The 19998-nt window shown below is 69.3% G+C and carries 18 protein-coding genes and 1 tRNA gene; 6 read left to right on the forward strand and 13 right to left on the reverse strand.

The annotated features are described in order from the left end of the window. Positions 1-47: 47 nt before the first annotated feature. The 4 genes from IFU30_RS07875 to IFU30_RS07890 all read left to right on the forward strand — a co-directional run bounded on the left by IFU30_RS07875 (position 48) and on the right by IFU30_RS07890 (position 2838). Positions 48-539 carry an NfeD family protein gene (locus IFU30_RS07875; RefSeq protein ID WP_064296968.1) on the forward strand — a complete coding sequence of 164 codons (492 nt, stop codon included), beginning with the start codon at positions 48-50 and terminating at the stop codon, positions 537-539. A 2-nt stretch (positions 540-541) separates the two neighbouring features. Continuing rightward, the gene (locus IFU30_RS07880; RefSeq protein WP_085510939.1) at positions 542-1561 is read left to right on the forward strand and encodes an SPFH domain-containing protein; all 1020 of its coding nucleotides are present in this window, start codon (positions 542-544) and stop codon (positions 1559-1561) included. A gap of 7 nt (positions 1562-1568) precedes the next feature. Further along, on the forward strand, positions 1569-2348 hold the full coding sequence (locus tag IFU30_RS07885) for a glycerophosphodiester phosphodiesterase family protein (protein ID WP_192004880.1): 780 nt from the start codon (positions 1569-1571) through the stop codon (positions 2346-2348). Positions 2349-2475: 127 nt separating this feature from the next. Then, entirely contained in the window at positions 2476-2838 is a 363-nt protein-coding gene (locus IFU30_RS07890; RefSeq protein WP_064296965.1) for an RNA polymerase-binding protein RbpA, read from the forward strand. Positions 2839-2898: 60 nt separating this feature from the next. On the opposite strand, the gene lnt is transcribed toward IFU30_RS07890, so the two are convergent. The 9 genes from lnt to IFU30_RS07935 form a co-directional block, all read right to left on the reverse strand. Beyond that, on the reverse strand, positions 2899-4482 hold the full coding sequence (gene lnt / locus IFU30_RS07895) for an apolipoprotein N-acyltransferase (RefSeq protein ID WP_342450827.1): 1584 nt from the start codon (positions 4480-4482) through the stop codon (positions 2899-2901). Then, the gene (locus IFU30_RS07900) at positions 4479-6899 is read right to left on the reverse strand and encodes a DEAD/DEAH box helicase (RefSeq protein ID WP_079705988.1); all 2421 of its coding nucleotides are present in this window, start codon (positions 6897-6899) and stop codon (positions 4479-4481) included. The genes lnt and IFU30_RS07900 overlap by 4 nt, the downstream gene beginning before the upstream one ends. Then, on the reverse strand, positions 6896-7657 hold the full coding sequence (gene tatC, locus IFU30_RS07905; RefSeq protein WP_071260381.1) for a twin-arginine translocase subunit TatC: 762 nt from the start codon (positions 7655-7657) through the stop codon (positions 6896-6898). The genes IFU30_RS07900 and tatC overlap by 4 nt, the downstream gene beginning before the upstream one ends. A 138-nt stretch (positions 7658-7795) precedes the next feature. Continuing rightward, positions 7796-8065, reverse strand: coding sequence for a Sec-independent protein translocase subunit TatA (gene tatA / locus IFU30_RS07910; RefSeq protein ID WP_079705987.1), 270 nt, complete (start codon positions 8063-8065; stop codon positions 7796-7798). Positions 8066-8146: 81 nt separating this feature from the next. Then, positions 8147-9157 (reverse strand): WYL domain-containing protein, encoded by a 1011-nt coding sequence (locus tag IFU30_RS07915; protein ID WP_192004881.1) that lies wholly within the window; start codon positions 9155-9157, stop codon positions 8147-8149. Continuing rightward, complete coding sequence (locus tag IFU30_RS07920; RefSeq protein ID WP_079705985.1) at positions 9150-10190, reverse strand: helix-turn-helix transcriptional regulator; 1041 nt, start codon at positions 10188-10190, stop codon at positions 9150-9152. The genes IFU30_RS07915 and IFU30_RS07920 overlap by 8 nt, the downstream gene beginning before the upstream one ends. A gap of 78 nt (positions 10191-10268) precedes the next feature. Next, entirely contained in the window at positions 10269-11225 is a 957-nt protein-coding gene (locus IFU30_RS07925; protein ID WP_124769380.1) for an FKBP-type peptidyl-prolyl cis-trans isomerase, read from the reverse strand. Between the two features lie 71 nt (positions 11226-11296). Then, a complete protein-coding gene (locus IFU30_RS07930; RefSeq protein ID WP_192004882.1) occupies positions 11297-12361 on the reverse strand; it encodes a tRNA (adenine-N1)-methyltransferase in 1065 nt (354 codons plus the stop codon). Continuing rightward, positions 12358-13062, reverse strand: coding sequence for an HAD family hydrolase (locus tag IFU30_RS07935; protein WP_236555462.1), 705 nt, complete (start codon positions 13060-13062; stop codon positions 12358-12360). The genes IFU30_RS07930 and IFU30_RS07935 overlap by 4 nt, the downstream gene beginning before the upstream one ends. 81 nt (positions 13063-13143) lie before the next feature. On the opposite strand from IFU30_RS07935, the gene IFU30_RS07940 reads away from it, so the two are divergent. After that, on the forward strand, positions 13144-14070 hold the full coding sequence (locus tag IFU30_RS07940; RefSeq protein ID WP_064296958.1) for a PAC2 family protein: 927 nt from the start codon (positions 13144-13146) through the stop codon (positions 14068-14070). Positions 14071-14116: 46 nt separating this feature from the next. On the opposite strand, the gene mshC is transcribed toward IFU30_RS07940, so the two are convergent. From mshC to IFU30_RS07955, 3 genes are all read right to left on the reverse strand, one after another. Next, positions 14117-15355 (reverse strand): cysteine--1-D-myo-inosityl 2-amino-2-deoxy-alpha-D-glucopyranoside ligase, encoded by a 1239-nt coding sequence (gene mshC / locus IFU30_RS07945; protein ID WP_124769378.1) that lies wholly within the window; start codon positions 15353-15355, stop codon positions 14117-14119. Next, on the reverse strand, positions 15352-16176 hold the full coding sequence (locus tag IFU30_RS07950; protein ID WP_079705981.1) for an undecaprenyl-diphosphate phosphatase: 825 nt from the start codon (positions 16174-16176) through the stop codon (positions 15352-15354). Before IFU30_RS07950 ends, mshC begins: the two co-directional genes overlap by 4 nt. Positions 16177-16290: 114 nt before the next feature. Next, positions 16291-17610, reverse strand: a complete 1320-nt coding sequence (locus IFU30_RS07955) for a M20/M25/M40 family metallo-hydrolase (RefSeq protein WP_079705980.1) — start codon at positions 17608-17610, stop codon at positions 16291-16293. A 176-nt stretch (positions 17611-17786) separates the two neighbouring features. On the opposite strand from IFU30_RS07955, the gene IFU30_RS07960 reads away from it, so the two are divergent. Continuing rightward, a tRNA-Leu gene (locus IFU30_RS07960) sits at positions 17787-17870 on the forward strand. 224 nt (positions 17871-18094) lie between these two features. On the opposite strand, the gene IFU30_RS07965 is transcribed toward IFU30_RS07960, so the two are convergent. Continuing rightward, positions 18095-19912 (reverse strand): DEAD/DEAH box helicase, encoded by a 1818-nt coding sequence (locus tag IFU30_RS07965; protein WP_342450828.1) that lies wholly within the window; start codon positions 19910-19912, stop codon positions 18095-18097. Positions 19913-19998 lie beyond the last annotated feature (86 nt).

Genomic DNA, 19998 nt, shown 5'->3' on the forward strand with positions numbered 1-19998 from the left:
ACTGCGAGGCGGCAGACGCGAGAGCCGATCCGGGAGGAATCCGCACCATGGACGTCATCACCGAGTACGCCTGGATCGCCTGGTTGGTCCTGATCCTCGTGTTCGTCATCATCGAGATCCTGTCGCTCGAGTTCACCTTCCTCATGCTCGCGCTCGGCGGTACCGTCGGGCTGCTCTCCGGCCTCCTCGGCGCTCCGTGGTGGCTCCAGCTGCTCATCGCAGCCGCTGCCGCCCTCCTGCTCCTGTTGGCCGTCAGGCCGCCGCTGCTCCGAGCGCTGCAACGCGGCGCGGACCCGGCGAAGAGCAACGTCGACGCGCTCCTCGGCATGCCGGGGCTCGTGCTCTCGACGGTGACCCCGCACGGTGGACAGGTGAAGCTCGGCAACGGCGAGGTCTGGACCGCCAGGACCCCGCACGACTCCCCCGCGTCGTCCCTCGAGCCCGGCACGCGCATCGTCCTGTCCGTCGTCGACGGTGCCACCGCCGTCGTCGTCCCCGTCCCAACCCACCCGGCACCGCTGGGCGAGCAGAAGGAGTAGTCGTGAACGACATCTCATCAGGAGCGATCATCGGCTGGGTGATCGCGGCCATCGTCGTCATCTTCGTGCTGGTGGTGCTGTTCCGATCCATCCGCATCATCCCGCAGGCGAGCGCCGGTGTGGTCGAGCGGCTCGGCAAGTACCACAAGACCCTCTTGCCGGGTCTGAACCTGCTCATCCCGTTCATCGACCGGTTGCGGCCGCTCATCGATCTGCGCGAGACCGTCGTCTCCTTCCCGCCGCAGCCGGTGATCACCGAGGACAACCTCGTCGTCTCGATCGACACGGTCGTCTACTTCCAGGTGACCGACGCGCGAGCCGCGACGTACGAGATCGCGAACTACCTGGGAGCCGTCGAGCAGCTGACCACGACGACGCTCCGAAACGTCGTCGGTGGGCTGAACCTCGAGGAGGCGCTGACGAGCCGCGACGAGATCAACAGCAAGCTCCGCATCGTGCTCGACGAGGCGACCGGTAAGTGGGGCATCCGCGTCGGACGCGTCGAGCTCAAGGCGATCGACCCGCCGCTCTCCATCCAGGACTCCATGGAGAAGCAGATGCGGGCCGAGCGCGACCGTCGTGCACTCATCCTCACCGCTGAGGGAACCAAGCAGTCGGCGATCCTGACGGCCGAGGGTGCGCGGCAGGCCGAGATCCTCCGCGCCGAGGGTGATGCCCAGGCAGCCGTGCTCCGTGCTCAGGGTGAGGCGTCCGCCATCCAGACGGTGTTCAAGGCCATCCACGACGGCGACCCCGACGAGAAGCTCCTGGGCTACCAGTACCTGCAGATGCTCCCGAAGCTCGCGGAAGGCCAGGCGAACAAGCTCTGGGTCATCCCGAGCGAACTGACCGAGGCGCTCAAGGGCATCGGCTCCGCCTTCGGGCCGGGGAACACCCGCGACCCTGCGGCCACGGCACGGGCGGCGGCCGCAGCTGCGCAGGCGCCCTCCTTCACCACCGCGCCGGCCTCGTCGCCCCAGACGCCACCGGCGCCGACGACCCCCGTCCAGCCCGAGGGCTGAGCACGCGGTGACGACAGCGGTCCTCCCCTACTTCCGTCCGGCCCGTCCTCGGGTCCTCGCCCATCGAGGGCTGGCCGGGCCGGGGGTCCCCGAGAACACGCTGTCGTCCTTCCGTCGTGCCCTGGCTGCCGGCGCCGAGTACGTCGAGACCGATGCGCACTGCACGCGCGACGGACACGCCGTCCTCTTCCACGACCCGTCCCTGCGCCGCATCACGGGCGATCCGAGACCGATCGCCGACCTCGAACTCGCGGAACTCCAGCGGATCGACCTCGGCGGCGATCGCATCCCGACGTTGTCCCAGGCGCTGGCCGAGTTCCCCGGGGCACGCTTCAACCTCGACATCAAGGCCGCGGCAGCGGCCGCGCCGGCGGCTGCGGCGATCGTCGGCGCCGGTGCCGCCGATCGGGTGCTCGTCACCTCCTTCGACGAGGGCAGACGTTCCGCGATCGTGCGGGCCGTGGGACTGGAGGCCGGTGCCGACTCCGTGGCCTCATCCGCGTCGGCCCGGATCCTGCTCCGCGTCCTCCCCGCAGCCGCCCTCGGGCTCCGCGGAGCACTCCGCCGGTCGCTCGGCGGTGTCCAGGCGCTCCAGGTGCCCGAACGGTTCCGCGGCGTGCCCGTCGTGACGAAGCGTCTCCTCACACAGATGCACGCCCTCGGCATCGAGGTGCACGTGTGGACGGTCAACGACCCCGCCGACATGCGACGCCTGCTGGATCTCGGCGTCGACGGCCTCGTCACCGACCGTTGCGATCTCGCGCTCGAGCTGGTCCGCTCGCGCTGACGGGTCGGCTCGCCACACCTGGCATCTCCGCAGCTGGGCAGGAGCTGAGAGCCGGATGGGTGAACGGAACAGTTTACCCAGCTTGTGGGTTTATAACTGTGGATGCCGAGCGAGAGGAGACCACACAATGGCAGATCGCAGTTTGCGCGGAATGCGCCTGGGCGCCCAGAGTCTACAAACGGAAGAGGGCGTCATATTCTCGGCGCGGAGCAACCACATCTACCGGTGTCAGAGTTGCGAGCGCGAGACCACCATGACCTTCGCCGCCGATGCGGAAGTCCCCGAACTGTGGGAGTGCCGGCACTGCGGTGCGGAGGCCGTCCTCCTCGTCGACTCGAAGCCCGTCGTCGTCGACCGCGGTGACGTGAAGACGCCCCGCAGCCACTGGGACATGCTGCTCGAGCGCCGCTCGCGCGATGAGCTCGAGGAGCTGCTCGAAGAGCGGCTCTCGTATCTCCGCGCCCGTCGCGGCCAGCAGAAGAGCGCGTGACACCGAGCGCTTGACAGGCCTCCCCTCGATCGGCTGATCCGGTATCGGATCAGCCGATCGTCATGTCCGGGGACGGTTCGAGACGCGCCGGGGCCCGGCGGCGAACCCGGCGAGGACCAGCGAGGCGAGTCCCATGCCACCGATGAACGTCTCGAGCTGGTGGCCGAATGCCATCGACGGCGTGACCGTGTCCGTCAGCGGCACCTCGGAGACCATCGACCCGGGACGGAAAGCCGGGATGCTGTCGATCGTCGAGCCGTCTGGGCCGATGATCTGACTGGTCCCCACGGTCGAGATGTTCACGACCGATCGTGCCGACTCGATCGCCCGGAGTCGAGCGATGGCCAGCTGCTGTTGATTCTCGTCCGTCTGCCCGAAGTCCGCGTTGTTGGTCTGGGCGAACACGATGCGCGCGCCGCCGGCCACCGCGTCTCGGGTGAGCTGGTCGTCGGCGATGTCGAAGCAGATGCTGATCCCCGCGAGCACGCCGTCGATGTCGAAGACGTTGTCCTTCGTACCCGGGGTGTACTCGCGCTGGATGAGGCCGATGAGGTCGGGTGCGAACGGCTCCCAGAACTTCCGGTCCGGGACGTATTCACCGAACGGGACCGGGTGCTTCTTGTCGTAGACGTCGCGGACGCCGTCCGAGGCGTCCCAGAGGAGTGACGAGTTGTAGTAGCGGTCGCCGCGTTGGGAGATCGCACCGACGACGAACGGTGCGTCCATGCGACGGCTCAACGCGTCGAGGGCCGCAGCCGACTGGGGAACCCGCTGTGGGTCGAGGTCTGCGCTGCCCTCGGGCCAGACCACGACGTCGACGTCCGCGTCGAGCACCTGCAGCGTCTCGTCGATCTGCGTCTGCATGACGGTGCCGGGTGCTGCGGCATCGAAGTAGCCGGCGGGGCCGTTGCCCTGGATGGCAGCCACCCGCATGCTCCCGGTCGTCGCCGTCGGCCATGCCGGCACGACGAGCACCGCGATGACCGCGAGGACCGCGGTCCCGACCCGGCTGACCGTCGGGAGCTCCGCGGTCGCGGCGAGCTGCAGGGCGAGTGCCACGAGCAGCACCATGAGGAACGACAGCCCCGAGAACCCGACCCAGGCGACGAGCGGTGCGAACGGGCTCTCGGACTGGCTGAGCGCCATCCTCGCCCACGGGAATCCGCCGTATGGCCAGGTGCTCACGAGCGTCTCGCGCGCGGTCCACAGGGCGGCGACGACCGCGGCGGTCAACCAGACGCGTCCCCCGATCCCGGGGAAGGCCCGCGGCGCCCAGCGGTACGCCAGGGTGATGAGCACGGCCCCGAGCGCGAAGAAGATGGCCTCGAGTGTCGACAGTGCCGCCCACGGGACGGGACCCAGGTAGGCGGTCGCCCACTCGATGTGGATGAGGTAGAACGACTCCCCCGCCAGGAAGCCGACGAGGAGCGCACCGCCGACGCTGCGCCCCATGAGGGTGAGGAGGACGAGGGCGATGCCGACGAACGTCAGGGGCCAGACACCGCGGTCCGGGAAGCCGGCGTCGAGAACCGGGCCGGCGGCGATGGCCACGACGGCCGCGAGCCAGAGCGGGAGCGGCGGACGACGGTCGACCAGCGCGTCGATCGGTCGGAGCCGGTGGCTCCGACGGTGCGGGGACCTCACAGCGAGCTGTACGCGACGATGCCGCGTCGGATCGAGTCCAGCGCCTCACGCGAATGACGGCCCACCGGTCCGTCGACGACGCGGAGCTGATCGAGCAGGTCGATGGTCTGCTTGCACCACCGCACGAAGTCGCCGGCGGCGAGTTCCGCCTCGATGAGCACCGTGTCGAGGTTCGCACCCTTGGCCCACTGGTGCATCGCGAGGGAGAGACCGGTCGAGATCGGGTTGCTCCCCGGGAGGCGGTGCTCCCGTTCGCTGTCGTCGAGCCGACTCCAGAGGTCCTGCGTCCGTTCGAGCGCGGAGCGGAACGGGCCGCGGGGCAGGAAGCGCTCCGGGGTGTTCTGCTCCTCACGCCGTGGTTCGTACACGATCGCGGCGGCCATCGCCGCGAGGGATGCGGCATCGAGGTCGTTCCAGGCACCGGTCCGCAGGCATTCCGCCACGAGGAGGTCCCGTTCTCCGTAGATGCGCTTCAAGGTGCGTCCGGGAGCCGCGACGACGACCGCGCCGTGCTCATCGCGTGCCAGGTACTCGTATTCGAGCAGCACGTCGACGACCCGGTCGAACACACGCGCGACCGCGCCCGTCCGCGTCTGGATCTGCTGCCGCAGCTGGTCGGTCTGCTTCTTGAGCTTGAACCATCGTTCCGCCCAGCGAGCGTGGTCCTCGCGGTGCGGGCAGACGTGGCAGGCATGAGCCCGCATCCGCTTGCGGAGTTCGGCGAGCTTGCGTTGGCGACGGTCCTTCGACGCGCGCGAGCCGTTCGGTTCGCCCTTGCGTTCGAGGTCCGTGAGCTCACGGCGAATGCCCGCGTACTCGACGAAGTTCCCGAGGTGGCAGGCCATGGACTTCTCGTAGCCGGCGAGCGACGACTCCTGCTCGCGTACCTTCCGGGCGATCCCGACGACGGCTCGGTCCGCCTGGAACTGCGCGAAGGACGACTCGAGGATCTGACGGGTGCGTTGACGGCCGAACTGGTCGATCAGGTTGACCGCCATGTTGTAGGTCGGGCGGAAGCTGGAGTTGAGCGGGTAGGTGCGTCGGGAGGCCAGCGAGGCGACGGACTGCGGGTGCAGCCCCTCGGTCCACTGGATCACGGCGTGGCCCTCGACGTCGATGCCGCGGCGTCCGGCACGCCCGGTGATCTGGGTGTACTCCCCCGGGGTGATCGGGACGCGTGCCTCACCGTTGAACTTCTCGAGCTTCTCGAGGACGACCGTCCTGGCCGGCATGTTGATGCCGAGCGCGAGGGTCTCGGTCGCGAAGACGACCTTCACGAGCTTCCGCCGGAAGAGCTCCTCGACGACCTCCTTGAACGCCGGCAGGAGACCGGCGTGGTGGGCGGCGACGCCCCGCTCCAGACCGTCGAGCCACTCCCAGTAGCCGAGGACGGCGAGGTCCTCGTCGAGGAGGGTCCGGCAGTGCTCGTCGACGATCTGGCGGATCTCGTCGCGTTCGTGCGCCTCGGTCAGCCTGATGCCGGAACGGAGGACCTGCTTGACGGCCTGGTCGCACCCGACACGGCTGAAGACGAAGAAGATCGCAGGGAGCAGGTGATGGTCGTCGAGCATCTGGACGAAATGCCCACGGTCGAGCTTCTCGGCCCGATGCGGGGCTCGGCGCTGGTTGTAGCGGCTGACGTCCTTGTATTGACGGCTGTTTGGCGCACGGCCACCGAACTGCGCCATGCGGACGAGCTCCGGGTTGACCTGATGGGTGTCGGCGAGGCTCGGCGCGGCGAACAGGTCGATGAGTTTGTTGCGCATCAGCACGTGCTGGGTGAGGGGCACCGGGCGCTCCTCGGACACGATCACGGCGGTGTCGCCGCGGACGGCCTGCAGCCAGTCACCGAACTCTTCGGCATTCGACACGGTCGCGCTCAGCGACACCATCCGGACGGCCTGCGGGAGGTGGATGATGACCTCCTCCCACACCGCTCCGCGGAACCGGTCCGCCAGGTAGTGCACCTCGTCCATGATCACGAAGGCGAGGTCGGTCAGCGCGTCGGAGTCCGCGTACAGCATGTTGCGGAGGACCTCGGTCGTCATGACGACGATGCGGGCGTTGCCGTTCACGTTCGTGTCGCCCGTGAGCAGGCCGACGTGCTCGGACCCGTACTCGGCGGTGAGCTCCTGGAACTTCTGGTTGCTGAGCGCCTTCATCGGCGTGGTGTAAAAGACCTTGCCGCGGTCGCCGTGCATGGCCAGCGCGATCGCGAACTCGGCGACGATGGTCTTGCCGGCACCCGTCGGTGCTGCGACGAGGACACTGCTGCCGTTCTCGATCCGCTCGCACGCCTCGAGTTGGAACGCGTCGAGGTCGAAACGCTGCCTCGCGCGGAACTCCTGGAGCCTCGGTGTCGCGTTCCGGACCGCTGCTGCCCGATACCGCTCGGCAGGGGAAGCGGTGTCGCTCATGCGAGCCCCGCGCTACCGAGTTCGGCGTCGATGCGTCGCTGCCGCTTGGCCGCACTGCGGTCGTGGAGGACGGCGACGCCGTAGGCCGCGAAGTACAACAGGACCATCGGGATCGCCAGGACGAACATCGACACGATGTCGGCGGCAGGCGTGGCGATGGCCGTGAAGAGCACGATGACGAGGATCGCGACCCGCCACGCCTTGATGATCGCCGCTGCGGAGAGCACGCCGACGAAGTTCAACAGGACGAGGAACACGGGCAGGACGAAGGCGACACCGACCGCGAGCACCAGCTTCAGGACGAAGTCGTAATAGGTGGTGGCGTCGAGGAAGTTGGCCGCCGCCGTCGGGGTGAAGCCGAGCATGAGCTCGACGATGTGCGGCAACACGAACCAGCCCGCGTAGCAGCCCGCGAGGAACAGCGGCACGGCGGTCGCGAAGAACCCGATCGCGTACTTCAGCTCCTTGCGCGTCAGGCCGGGCACGAGGAACGCCCAGATCTGGTAGAGCCACACCGGGCTGGACAGGACGACGCCGGCGGTGAGGGCGATCTTCATCCGCAGGTCGAACGCGCTCGTGACGTTGGTGAAGTTCAGGAACGCCTGCCCGCGATCGTCGGCGATGACGAGGATGGGGGCGCTCATCGCCTCGATGATCCACTCGGAGGCGATGAAACCCGCGACCATGCCGACGATGATACCGATGGCGGAGTAGAACAGCCGCTTCCGCAACTCGACGAGGTGCTCGCCGAGCGACATCCGCCCTTCGCGGTTCTGTTTCTTGGGACGCTTCTCGGTCAGGGCCACGGCGACATCGTCCGTTCCTGAGCAGCGTGTTCGAGGCGCACTCGTCGGGGGCCAGGTGCTGGCGTCATCGGGCTCGGGTGGTCCTCAGGGTTACGGCTTGACCGGCGGGTCGGTCGGCTTCTGCGGGGCCGTCGCGGCCGGAGTCGGGTCGGCGGGCGTCGTACTCGCGGGCGGAACCGTGCCCGTCGCGTCGGGCGAGGCGGGCTCGTCGTCGCGCATGCTCTTGACCTCGCTCTTGAAGATCCGCATCGACTGGCCGACGCTGCGGGCGAGACCCGGGAGCTTCGGTGCTCCGAACAGCAGCAGGACGATGAGGAGGATGATGACGAGGTGCCACCCGGTGAATGCGTTGCCGAACATAGTCTTCGTTCCTGATCTTCGAGGTCGAGGTCCACTCACTCTACCCTGCATCTCCCGCTCTGCTGCCGGGAGTCTCGGGAGTCAGCTCGCGGATGTCGTGCGGTACTGCGCGAGACCGGCGGCCGCCCAATCGGCGACCGCGTCGCGTGCGTCCGCCGGGCCGAGCACGGTGATGAGCCCGGGGTGTGCGGCGACCAGTCGTTTGAGGCCGTGATGGTGCGCGAGGCGTAGGGTCGCGGTCACCTCGGCGTCGCTGTCCTCGCGGGCTGCGGAGCTGCCTGGCGCGCTGTCGACGGCGACCACGTAGTCGTCGATGAGCGGCAGGACCGAGCGTCGGACGAGCACGGTGACATTGCGGTCGGAGTCGCTCGGCTCGAACAACGCGGTCGGGACGACGACGTCCGCTTCGCGGAACACGACCTCGGCGTCGGTCTCCCGCAGCTCGGTCATCCGATCGAGACGGAAGCGACGCGTCGCCTCGCGCAGGTGGCACCACCCGTAGAGATACCAGTCCTGATCCTGGGACTCGAGACGCAGCGGGTCCACCAGTCTCGCCTCGGTCGCCCCACTCGCGTCGACGTAGTCGAACGCGACGCTGTGGCCGGCGGCCAGAGCCGACCGGATGATACCGACCGCGTGTGCTGAGTAGGACTCGGTGACCGCGAGCTGGCCCGGTGCGGACGACGCCCCGCGGGCGAGCTTCGCCATCACGCCGCCGATGACGTCGCTGTCGACGAACTCGGGAAGGCGCTGGAGCGACTGTAGGCCGGCAATGAGGGCGGAGGCCTCGCGGGCTGAGAAGCGAGGACTGTCGTCGAGGGCGACCCGGTGGGTGAGGACGATCTCGTCGTCCTCCTCGAAGCTGCCCCAGTCGATGTCGAAGAGGTCGCCGGCGAGGTACTGCCGGGTGTCGCCCGGCACGCCGGACACCGTCAAGAGCTCGACCGCTTCTCGGATCTGGCGCGGGGACAGACCGAAGTGCCGCGCGGCCTCGTCGACCGTGACCCGCTCGCGGTCGATGAGGTACGGCACGAGCGAGAGGAGGAAGATCAGCTTGTCCTGGGCGCGGGGCGCCGCCGGTCGCTTAGCCACGGGCGGTCTCCTCGGGGTGGGGTGCGTCGTCGGTCGCGCGGTGGCGGGCGACGACCAGCTCGAGTCTGGACGCCACGGCCTCGACGAGCGCCGGAGGGTCGAGGACGACGACCTCCGGGCCGAACCCGGCGAGCTCGTCGGCGAGGATGTGGTGGTCGAGGTACGGGATGGTGAGTTCCGTGCGCTCCGTGTCGCTGACGCCGTAGCGGTTGCCGAGGCGGGCCGCGGCGTCGGTCCCGGGCCGGACACGGACGAGGGCGCGTTGCGACGAGGACACGCGGCGCAGGCCGTCGATCGCGTCGGCGGCGTGGTCGCGGTCGTCGGCGGGGAACGACTCCCCCGTCGGCTTGACCGGACCGACGATCCGCGACAGGAGGAACGTCCGGGGCTCGTCCACCGTCCGGTCGGTCGCGTAGAGGTGCCAGCGACCCTCGTGCTGGACGAGCGCCAACGGTGCGACGGTGCGGACGCGTGGCCGCGCCTCGCCGGGCTTCAGGTAGGGGAAGGCGACCACGGACCGACGTTCGAGGGCCGCGTCGAGCGGTTCGAACGAGGCCTCCCGGGTGCGGAGTCTCGGCGCGTATCCGATGATCGGTTCGTCGGGCTCGATGCCGAGCGACCGCAACTTCGTCATCGCGCGCTGCGACTGGCCGGAGAGCGACCCCTCACGCCAAACGGTGGCTGCGAGCGACAGCAGTGACAGCTCCGCCGGGGTGAACCGGACGTCGGTGGGGAGCTCGTAGGCGCCCTTCGGGATCCGATAGCGCATCGACTGGTTGTTGCCGGGTTCACCCGGCTGCTCGATCGTCTCGAGCGGGACGCCGAGTTCGCGGATGTTGTCCTTGTCGCGCTCGAACTGTCGCTCGAGGCTGGCGTTGCCACCGCCACTCGAATACTGCTGGCGGTACCCCTGGACGGTCGACAGGATCTCGTTCTTCGTCAGGCCGGTCTGCGTGGCGAGGAGCGCGAGCACGAGGCTGAAGAGTCGCTCCTCCACCGGGACCGGCTTCGGGGACTCGCGGGCTGAGGACACCGGTCCAGTCTACCGACGGACGGCCCGTCCCCCACCCGCGACGCGGGCGTGGGACGGGCCGTATCCGAGGCGTGTCGGTTACTGCGCCGCGCGCTGCGTGCCGAGCACGTCGATGACGAACACGAGCGTGGCGCCGGCCGGGACGCTGCCCGAACCCTGCTCGCCGTAGCCGTCCTTCGGCGCCACCACGAGGATGATCTGCGAGCCGACCTGCTGGCCGACGACCGCGTCGTTGAAGGCCTTGATCATCTGACCGCCGTCGGCCTGGAAGACGAGGGGCTGGCCCTTCTCCCAGCTGCTGTCGAAGACGCTCTTCTGATCCCACAGCACGCCGGTGTAGTTGACGATGACCTGGTCGCCGGCCTTGACCGTGGCACCGTCGCCGACGCGGGACAGGGTGTGCTTCGTCTCGGTCGGTGCTGGGGCCGCCGGGATGGTGATGCCGGGCTGACCACTCGGAGCGGTCACGACGGAGGGGAACCCTGACGGGATCGGGCGCTCGGCACCGTCGGCCTTGGGCAGCGCCGCACCCTGGATGTCGGCGACGAGGATGATCGCGTCGTCCTTCTTGATGCCGTTCGCCTCGCTGCCACCGCTCGGGCCGAACGCGTCCTCGGGTGAGATCGCCGCGACGACACGGGATCCGACCGTCGTGCAGGCGAACGCCTTCGCGAAGCCGGGGAGGCTTCCGGACAGGGCGATGAGGGTGCTCGCGGGCCCGTTGAAGTCCGTCTGCTGCAGGACGTCGCCCGTGCGTCCGTTGAGGAGCATCAGGTTGAGGTTGACGGTGCCGTCGGCCGAGACCTGCTGACCGTCGCCCTGGATCACGACCTGGCGCTCCGTCGTCTTCGTGTACAGCGGCTTCGGGAGCTCCACCTTCGGGGTGGCGCCGAAGTCACCCGACACGCTGATGAGCTTCGTCGCGTCGCCGGCGGACGCCGCGGTGTCGCACGAGGCCGAGCCCGGCGCGGTGCACCCGGTGAGGGAGACGAGCAGGAGGCCTGCTGCGGCGATGAGAGCTGGTGCAGTGCGCACGGATCCTCGTTTCGGTGGTACGGGTGGGACGGCAGGTCGCCGTCGCACAGTTTAGTCGACGTGAACCGGGGTCAACGATCGTCGCCGAGCGGCGGCTCAGCGGCGGACGGTTCGATCGACCCGTCGGGCCCCGCACTCTCGCCGTCGAGGCCCCGCGCCCGGGAGAGCTCGGCGCTCGCCCCGGCGCTCCTGGCACGCTTCCGCAGGATCTTCGCGCTCGCGGAGCGTTCCCCGAGGGCGCCCGGTGTCCACAGCTCGACGTCCTCGGCGCTGAAGTCGCTCTTCGAGGCGCGTCGCTTCAGCTCGGGCAGGACCGTGCCGGGTGCGAGCTTCCGCGCGGTGATGAGGAAGCCCGTGTGTCCGATCATCCGGTGGTCCGGTCGCACGGCGAGTCCCTCGACGTGCCACCCGCGCATCATCGTCTCGTTCGACTGCGGGTTCGTGAAGCCGCCCGTCCCGCGGATCGCCTCGGCGACCCGGGACAGCTGGGTGACGGTGGCGACGTAGCAGAGGATCACTCCACCGGGCTTCAGCGCCTCCCACGCGACGTCGAGGCACTCCCACGGTGCGAGCATGTCGAGCACCACGCGATCGACGGATTCGGCGGGCATCGTGTCGGGCAGGGTCTCCTGGAGGTCGCCGACCGTGACCGACCAGTTCTGCGGGTCGTAGCCGAAGAAGGTCGCGACGTTGCCGCGGGCGACGTCGGCGAACTCGTCCCGACGCTCGAAGGAGGCCAACCTGCCCGACGGTCCGATGGCCCGGAGGAGCCAGAGGGAGAGCGCGCCGGAACCGACACCGGCCTCGACGACCGTCGCGCCGGGGAAGATGTCCGCCTGGCCGATGATCTCGGCCGCGTCCTTCGGGTAGATGATGGCGGCACCGCGAGGCATCGACATCACGAAGTCGACCAACAGCGGCCGGAGCGCGAGGTGCTCGATGCCCTCGGTGTTGGCGACGACGCTGCCGTCCGGCAGGCCGATGATCGTGGTGTGCTCGATCATCCCGCGGTGCGTGTGGAAGACCTTGCCGGCCTCCAGCGTGATGGTGTTCTTCCGCCCCTTCGGTCCGGTCAGCTGGACGCGGTCGCCCTCGCGGAAGGGCCCGCTGTTCGCCGGCTGGTGGTTCGCGCTCATCGCTGTGCTGCCTCTGTCTCGGGGTGGTGGGTGGAGCCGCTCGCGGTCGAGCGCAGCTCGGCGAGGTCGGCGACGGAGCGCCCGGCGAGGGTGTCCCAGGTGGTGTGGTGCGGGCCCTCGGGGATCGGCACGATGTGCGGGACCGACACGGCGATGGTCCCAGCCGCGAGCGCGGACGCGAGACCGGTGGCGGAGTCCTCGATCGCGATGCACTCGCGCGGGTCGACACCGAGTGCCTCGGCGGCCCTCAGGTAGGGGTCCGGGTGGGGCTTGGGCTGTTCGACCTCGTCGCCGGCGACGATGAGGTCGAACGCGTCGAACGGGATGCCGCTCGCGATGTCCTCGGCCATGGACCGGATCGACATGGTGACGAGTGCGGTCGGCACGCCGGCCTCCCGGAGCTCGTGGAGCAGCTCCTGGGCCCCGGGACGGAACGGGACGCCGCGTTCCTGGATGAGGCGCCGCACGTGGTCCGTGAGGTGGGCGACGATCGTGTCCGCGTCCATCGCGACCCCGCGGCCTTGGAGCACTGCGGCCGAGTCCCAGAGGCCGTTCCCGACGAGCAGGAGGCCGTCCTCATGGGTCCAGGTGCCACCGTGGGCCGCGACCAGCTCGGTCTCGGCCTCCATCCAGTAGGGCTCGGTGTCGACGACGGTGCCGTCCATGTCCCAGAGGACTGCGGCAGGGAGGAGAGTGGTCACGGGGTGCCATGCTACCGGGTGGTGAAGCGCCTATCCTGGATGGATGGTCGCGGAAGGTCCCCGTGCACCGAGGAGTGAGACGTGACGGAAGACACCAAGGAGCCGCTGGGCGGTCGCCTGCTCGTCGTGGCGTTCGAGGGTTGGAACGATGCCGGCGAGGCGGCGAGCGGCGCGGTGCGCGTGCTTCGCGACTCGCTCGCCCTCCGCCCGCTGCTCGAGATCGACCCGGAACCCTACTACGACTACCAGTTCAACCGGCCGACGGTCGGCGTCGACGAGGACGGCAAACGGTCCCTGACCTGGCCCGGTACCACGATCTCGGGGCCCGACCCCGAAGCGGCGAAGCCCGCGACCCCTCTGGCGGAGGACGCTGCGCTCCGGGTCAGCGAGGGCGGCGGCGACAACGTCTACGTGTTGCTCGGCGCCGAGCCCTCCCGCGGCTGGAAGGCGTTCGTCGACGAGATCCTCGCCGTGATCACCGAGCAGCGCATCACCGGCATGGTGATGCTCGGTGCGATGCTCGCCGACGTCCCGCACACGCGACCCATCTCGGTCTTCGCGTCGAGCGAGAACGCGGAGCTGCGGCAGGCCCTGCAGCTCGAGCGCAGCACGTACGAAGGCCCGGTCGGCATCCTCAGTGTGCTGGCCGACGCCGCCGAGCGGCAGGGCGTCCAGAGTCTGTCGGTCTGGGCCTCGGTCCCCCACTACGTGCACAGCGCGCCCTCCCCGAAAGCCGTCCTGGCGCTGATCGACAAGCTCGAGGAGCTCATCGACGTCGTCATCCCCCGCGGAGCCCTCGTCGAGGAGTCCGGCGAGTGGCAGAGCGGGATCGACACGCTCGCCGCCGAAGACGAGGACATGGCCGCCTACATCCAGCAGCTGGAGCAGGCTCGCGACACCGTCGAGTCGCCCGAGGCGAGCGGCGAGGCCATCGCCAAGGAGTTCGAGCGGTACCTCCGTCGGGACGAGGGCAAGGGCGACGAGCCCTGGCGGAAGGACCGCGAGTAACCCGGTCCCTTCGCAGTCGCGCGACTCCGGTGAGCCGTCGTCCTGCTCAGCGAACGCCGAGGAGCGCGTCGACGGCCGACCGCGCGAGGTCGGCGTCGTCGACGCCGGTCGTCGCTGCGGCGTCGACGAGTGCGATGGCACCCGGGGTGTCGAGGTCGTCCGCCAGTCGGACCCGCATCGCCTGCAGCAGCTCGACGGCGGACGCTCCACTCGCGGCGTCCGTCGCGAAGGCCGAACGCCAGGTCCCGAGCCGACGATCGGCCAGGACGAGGTGCTCGTCGTGCCACTCCCAGTCGCTGCGGTAGTGGTTCGCGAGGATCGCGAGTCGGATGGCCGAGGGGTCTGCTCCGTCGGCGGCCAAGCGTGAGACGAGGACGAGGTTGCCGAGGGACTTCGACATCTTCGTGCCCTCGTAGGCGACCATGCCGGCGTGGCTGAACACCTTGGCGAGCGGGCGACCGGACAGTGCTGCGGCGTGCCCGGCACTCAGGTCGTGGTGCGGGAAGACGAGGTCGGAGCCGCCACCCTGGACCGTGAAGTCGGATCCGAGGTGCTGGAGGGCGATGACCGAGCACTCGATGTGCCAACCGGGGCGTCCTTGGCCGACGGGTGACTCCCAGCTCGGCTCGCCGTCGCGCGCCGCCCGCCAGAGCAGTGGATCGAAGGCGTCGCGTTTCCCGGCGCGGTCGGGGTCTCCCCCGCGCTCGGCGAAGAACGCGGCCATCGTCGCCTCGTCGAGCCCGCTCTCCGCACCGAGGTGCCAGACGTCGTCGGCCGCGGCGCGCACGTCGAAGTAGACGTCGTCTCCGGCGGCACTGTCCGGGGTGGCGACCGTGTAGGCGACACCGCGCTCGATGAGTAGCGCGACGGCGTCGGCGATCGGTCCGATGACCTCGGTGACCGCGACGTAGTCCTCGGGGGGAAGGATGCTGAGGCGTTCCATGTCGCTCCGGAAGAGTTCGACCTGGCTCGCTGCGAGTTCGACCCAGTCGACGCCGGTCGCGGTGGCCCGCTCGAGCAGCGGGTCGTCCACATCGGTGACGTTCTGGGCGTAGTGCACCTCGTAGCCGGCGTCCAGCCAGACGCGCTGCAGGGTGTCGTAGGCGAGGTAGCTCGACGCGTGGCCGAGGTGGGTCGCGTCGTACGGCGTGATGCCGCAGACGTACAACCGCGCCGTGCGTTCGGCGGAGGCCTCGATGAGCCCGGCGCTCGGGGTGTCCCAGAGACACGGGGCCGTGCCGGAGCCGGGCAGCTGCGGGACGACCGGGGCGGACCAGGCCCTCACGCGTTGATCACGCCCGTGCCGAGCAGCACCAGCAGGACGACGCCGAGCACGATGCGGTAGACGACGAAGGGCAGGAAGCTGCGCTTCGAGATGTAGCTCATGAAGAAGGCGATGACCGCGAGGCCGACGACGAACGCGATGACCGTGGCCACGAGCGTCTCGACCGGTCCGTACGGGCTCGGCTCGCCGATGCTCTTGAAGACCTGGTAGAAGCCGCTGCCGAACACCGCGGGGATCGCGAGCAGGAAGGCGTACCGCGCCGCAGCACGGCGCTCGTAGCCCATGAACAGCCCCGCCGTGATCGTGCCACCGGAGCGGGAGACACCGGGGATGAGGGCGAGGGCCTGGGCGCCTCCGAAGATCGCGCCGTCGCGGTAGGTCAGGCTCTTCAGTCGTCGCTTCTTCGCTCCGACGGCGTCGGCGACACCGAGCAGGATGCCGAACACGATGAGCATGATCGCGACGATCCACAGTGAGCGGAAGGTCGTCTCGATCTCGTCCTGGAACAACAGGCCGAGCACGACGATGGGGACGCTGCCGATGATGATCAGCCACCCCATGCGGGCGTCGGCGTCATCCCTTGGGATCTTGCCGACGAGGGCCTTGCACCAGGAGGAGATGATGCGGACGATGTCGCGCCAGAAGAACACCACGACGGCGGCCTCGGTACCGATCTGGGTGATCGCGGTGAACGCCGCGCCAGGGTCCTTCGCCCCCGGGAGGAACTCGCCGAGGATGCGCAGGTGTGCGCTCGACGAGATCGGCAGGAACTCGGTGAGTCCCTGGACGAGTCCGAGGATGATGGCGTTGATGAGGTCCACAGGGCACCTTTCTGCAGCCGGATGGCTGGTGTTCGGCCGGATCCGGCAGTCGTCGGCGGGGCGGCTCCTGGAGCGTCTCGCGGCTCGGAGGGCGCGGAGACGGACCGTGGGAAGTCAGTAGTCGAGGAGGAGGTCCGTGAGGACCTGCCTGCCAAACCCTAGCGCGTCGAGCGGCACGCGCTCGTCGACTCCGTGGAACATCGCGGGGAAGTCCAGGTGTTCCGGCAGGCGCAGCGGAGCGAAGCCGTACCCGGTGATGCCGAGGAGCGAGAGCGCCTTGTTGTCGGTACCGCCGGAGAGCATGTACGGGAGCACCGGGGCGCCGGGGTCATGGCGCCCGAGGGTCTCGACGACCGCGTCGACGAGCGGACCCGAGAACGGTGTCTCGAGGCCGATGTCGCGGTGCATGACGACGATCTCGATGTCCTCACCGACGATCTCCGCGACGCGCGCGAGCACGGCGTCCTCCTCGCCGGGCAGGGTGCGGATGTCGACGAGCGCCTCGGCGCGATCGGGGATCACGTTGTGCTTGTATCCGGCCTGCAGCAGGGTCGGGTTGCTCGTCGTGCGGAGCGAGGCCTGGATGAAGCCGGAGGCGGTACCCGTCGCGAGGGCGAGCTCGTCCGGGCCGAGCCGTTCGGGCGTGGTCCCGAGGATGGTGGCGATCTCCCGGAGCAGCTGCTCGGTGGTGTCGGTGAGTCGGACGGGCCACTCGGTGCGTCCGATGGCCGCGACCGCTTCCGCGAGGCGGGTGACGGCGTTGTCCTGCACGTAGCGGGATCCGTGGGCCGCTCGTCCGGTCGCGACCAGTTTGATCCAGACGAGGGCCTTCTCCGAGGTCTGGAGGAGGTAGGAGCGGCGTCCGCCGAACGTGATCGAGTACCCGCCGACCTCGCTGATCGCCTCGGTCGCGCCGGCGAAGAGCTCCGGCCGTTCCGTCACGAGGTGGTGCGAGCCGAACACGCCGCCGTTCTCCTCGTCCGAGAACATCGCGATCACGAGGTCGCGTTCCGGCCGACGGCCGCTGCCGAGGATCTCGCGGAGCGACGCGAGGATCATCGCGTCCATGTTCTTCATGTCGACGGCCCCGCGTCCCCACAGCAGGCCGTCCTTGATCTCGCCCCCGAAGGGGTCCACCGACCAGTTCGCGGGGTCGGCGGGCACGACGTCGAGGTGCCCGTGCACGACGAGCGCCGGCTTCTCGGGGTTCGCACCGGCGACCCGTGCGACCACGCTGGTCCGGCCCGGAGCGGCGTCGATCAGCTCCGGCTCCAGTCCGAGGTCGCGGAGGTACGCCTCGACGTACTCGGCCGCCTCCGTCTCGCCGTTGGAGCGGCCCTCGCCGTAATTCGTCGTGTCCATGCGGATGAGGTCCCGCGCGATCCGCGTGGTCTCGTCGAGCGTGAGGTCGGATGCGTCTGAGCCGGAGGTCATGGTTCCACGCTACCCGTCGGCCCTGACCGCTGCACCTCTCCCCCGTTCTGCTCGGTCGGCGCACGGCCGGAGGGCGTCGGGAACTTCGTCTGGCGGTACGAGGTGGTGAACGGCTGTCGAAATCCGTGCTAGAGTTTCTTCTCGTGCCCAGCGAAAGCCGGACACGATCACAACACGCGCGGGTGGCGGAAATGGCAGACGCGCTAGCTTGAGGTGCTAGTGCCCTTACGGGCGTGGGGGTTCAAGTCCCCCTTCGCGCACACCGTGTTGAGACGGCGAACGGCCGGAGCGAAAGCTCCGGCCGTTCTTGTTTTCCCGCCGGACTCCACGAGACGCGGACACCCGAGATCGTCTTCGGCCAGAGCGAGAACCGGCGCACCTCCCCCGGTCCCTGAGCCTGCACCGCCGGTCCCTGAGCCTGTCGAAGGGCAGCTCCGGCGGGCCGACCGCGAAGCAGGAGCACGCGTGCGGAGAAGCGCTGTCCTCAGTGCCCGTGACCCAGGCGACGCCGGAGCAGGTCGATGCGTGACTGCAGCTGCGTCACGCTCGCCTGTGCCACGGCGGGCCCGCCGCAGACGCGTCGCAGTTCCGCGTGCACGAGTCCGTGCGGCTCCTTCGTGTGCTTGGCGTAAAGGCCCACCAGGGTTTTGAGCACCTGGCGCTGCTCCTTGAGGGTGCGGTAGAGCGGAGCGGGGATGTCCGCCTGCGGACTCGGCGAGGCGGCGTTCTTGTCGACGAACGCCCCGCGCTTGGCCTGGCGGCTCTGGCGCTGCACGAGCAGTTCGTGCACCTGTTCAGGCTCGAGGAGCCCGGGGAACCCGATGAAGTCGAACTCCTCCTCGGTGCCCGGCTGGGCGAGCTCGCCGAACTCGTCGCCGTCGAACACCACCCGGTCGAAGTGCGCGTCCGAGGAGACGGCCTGCCAGGTGAACTCCTCGAGGAGTGAGTCGGAAGCCTTGTCCTCGCGCTCCGCGGCCGCCATCATCGCGTCCTCCGGGTTGAAGAGGTCGCCCTCCGCGTCCGGGTCGCTCGGGCGGTCGAGCGCGTGGTCGCGTTCGAGCTCGAGTTTCTCAGCGAGGGCCATCAGGTTCGGCACGTTCGGGAGGAAGATGCTCGCGATCTCGCCGCGTCGACGTGCCCGGACGAATCGCCCGATCGCCTGCGCGAAGAACAGCGGCGTGGCGGACGACGTCGCGTAGACGCCGACGGCGAGTCGTGGGACGTCCACGCCTTCCGACACCATGCGGACCGCGACCATCCAGCGCTTCGTGTTCCCCGAGAAGTCGGCGATCCGATCGCTGGCCTCCTTCTCATCGGAGAGGACGACCGTGGGCTGCTCCCCCGTCAGCTCGTGCAAGATGGCCGCGTAGGCTCGCGCGGTCGTCTGATCGGTGGCGATCACGAGTCCGCCGGCGTCCGGGACCGCTTGACGGACCTCGGACAGCCGGAGGTCGGCGGACTTCAGGACCGCCGGGATCCAGTCACCCTGGGGGTCGAGGGCGGTGCGCCAGGCCGCGGAGGTGATGTCCTTCGTGTTGCCCTCGCCGAGACGGGCCTCCATCTCGTCGCCGGCCTTGGTCCGCCAGCGCATGTGACCGGCGTAGACCATGAAGAGCACCGGACGGACGACCCCGTCCTGGAGCGCGCGACCGTACCCGTAGTTGTAGTCGGTGACGGAGGTCCGGATGCCCTGGTGGTCCGGCTGGTAGACCACGAACGGGATCGGTGCCGTGTCGGACCGGAACGGGGTCCCGGTGAGGGACAGCCGACGGGTCGCCCGCGAGAAGGCCTCGTGGATGCCGTCGCCCCAGCTCAGGGCGTCGCCGCCGTGGTGGACCTCGTCGAGGATGACGAGGGTGCGACCCGAGTCGGTCGTGCGCTGATGCACGGGCGGGTTCGCCGCGACCTGGGCGTAGGTGACGGCGACACCGTGGTAGTGGCGGCCGAAGACCTGGTCGCGGTTCGCGAAGTTCGGGTCGAGGCGGATGCCGACCCGGCTCGCGGCCTCGGCCCACTGGCGCTTCAGATGATCGGTCGGGGCGACGACCGTGATGCGGTCGATCGTGCCGCGATGGAGGAGTTCGGAGGCGAGCCGTAGCGCGAACGTCGTCTTGCCTGCGCCCGGTGTCGCCGCCGCGAGGAAGTCACGGGGTTCGGTCGTGAAGTACTGCTCGAGCGCCTCGGCCTGCCAGGCTCGAAGCTTGCTCGCCGTGCCCCACGCTGCGCGTTCCGGGAAGGCCGGTGAGAGGTGTTCGGCTGCGGACCCGCCCAGGTGCTGGGTCGAAGAGATTTCCGCGTTCACTGGAGACCACTGTACCCGGCCGCGCCGACACCGCCGACCATCGTGTGCGGCCTCGACACCCATCCGGATGTCCGACTCGCGACTGA

Source organism: Plantibacter sp. CFBP 8798 (assembly GCF_014841195.1).
Taxonomy (GTDB): Bacteria; Actinomycetota; Actinomycetes; order Actinomycetales; family Microbacteriaceae; genus Plantibacter; species Plantibacter auratus.

Excerpts from the sequence above, each read along its gene's own strand:
- IFU30_RS07875 (WP_064296968.1), top strand. The coding sequence starts at position 48 with ATGGACGTCATCACCGAGTACGCCTGGATCGCCTGGTTGGTCCTGATC.
- IFU30_RS07890 (WP_064296965.1), top strand. The coding sequence starts at position 2,476 with ATGGCAGATCGCAGTTTGCGCGGAATGCGCCTGGGCGCCCAGAGTCTA.
- IFU30_RS07900 (WP_079705988.1), bottom strand. The coding sequence starts at position 6,899 with ATGAGCGACACCGCTTCCCCTGCCGAGCGGTATCGGGCAGCAGCGGTC.
- tatC (WP_071260381.1), bottom strand. The coding sequence starts at position 7,657 with ATGTCGCTCGGCGAGCACCTCGTCGAGTTGCGGAAGCGGCTGTTCTAC.
- tatA (WP_079705987.1), bottom strand. The coding sequence starts at position 8,065 with ATGTTCGGCAACGCATTCACCGGGTGGCACCTCGTCATCATCCTCCTC.
- IFU30_RS07930 (WP_192004882.1), bottom strand. The coding sequence starts at position 12,361 with ATGAGCGCGAACCACCAGCCGGCGAACAGCGGGCCCTTCCGCGAGGGC.
- IFU30_RS07955 (WP_079705980.1), bottom strand. The coding sequence starts at position 17,610 with ATGACCTCCGGCTCAGACGCATCCGACCTCACGCTCGACGAGACCACG.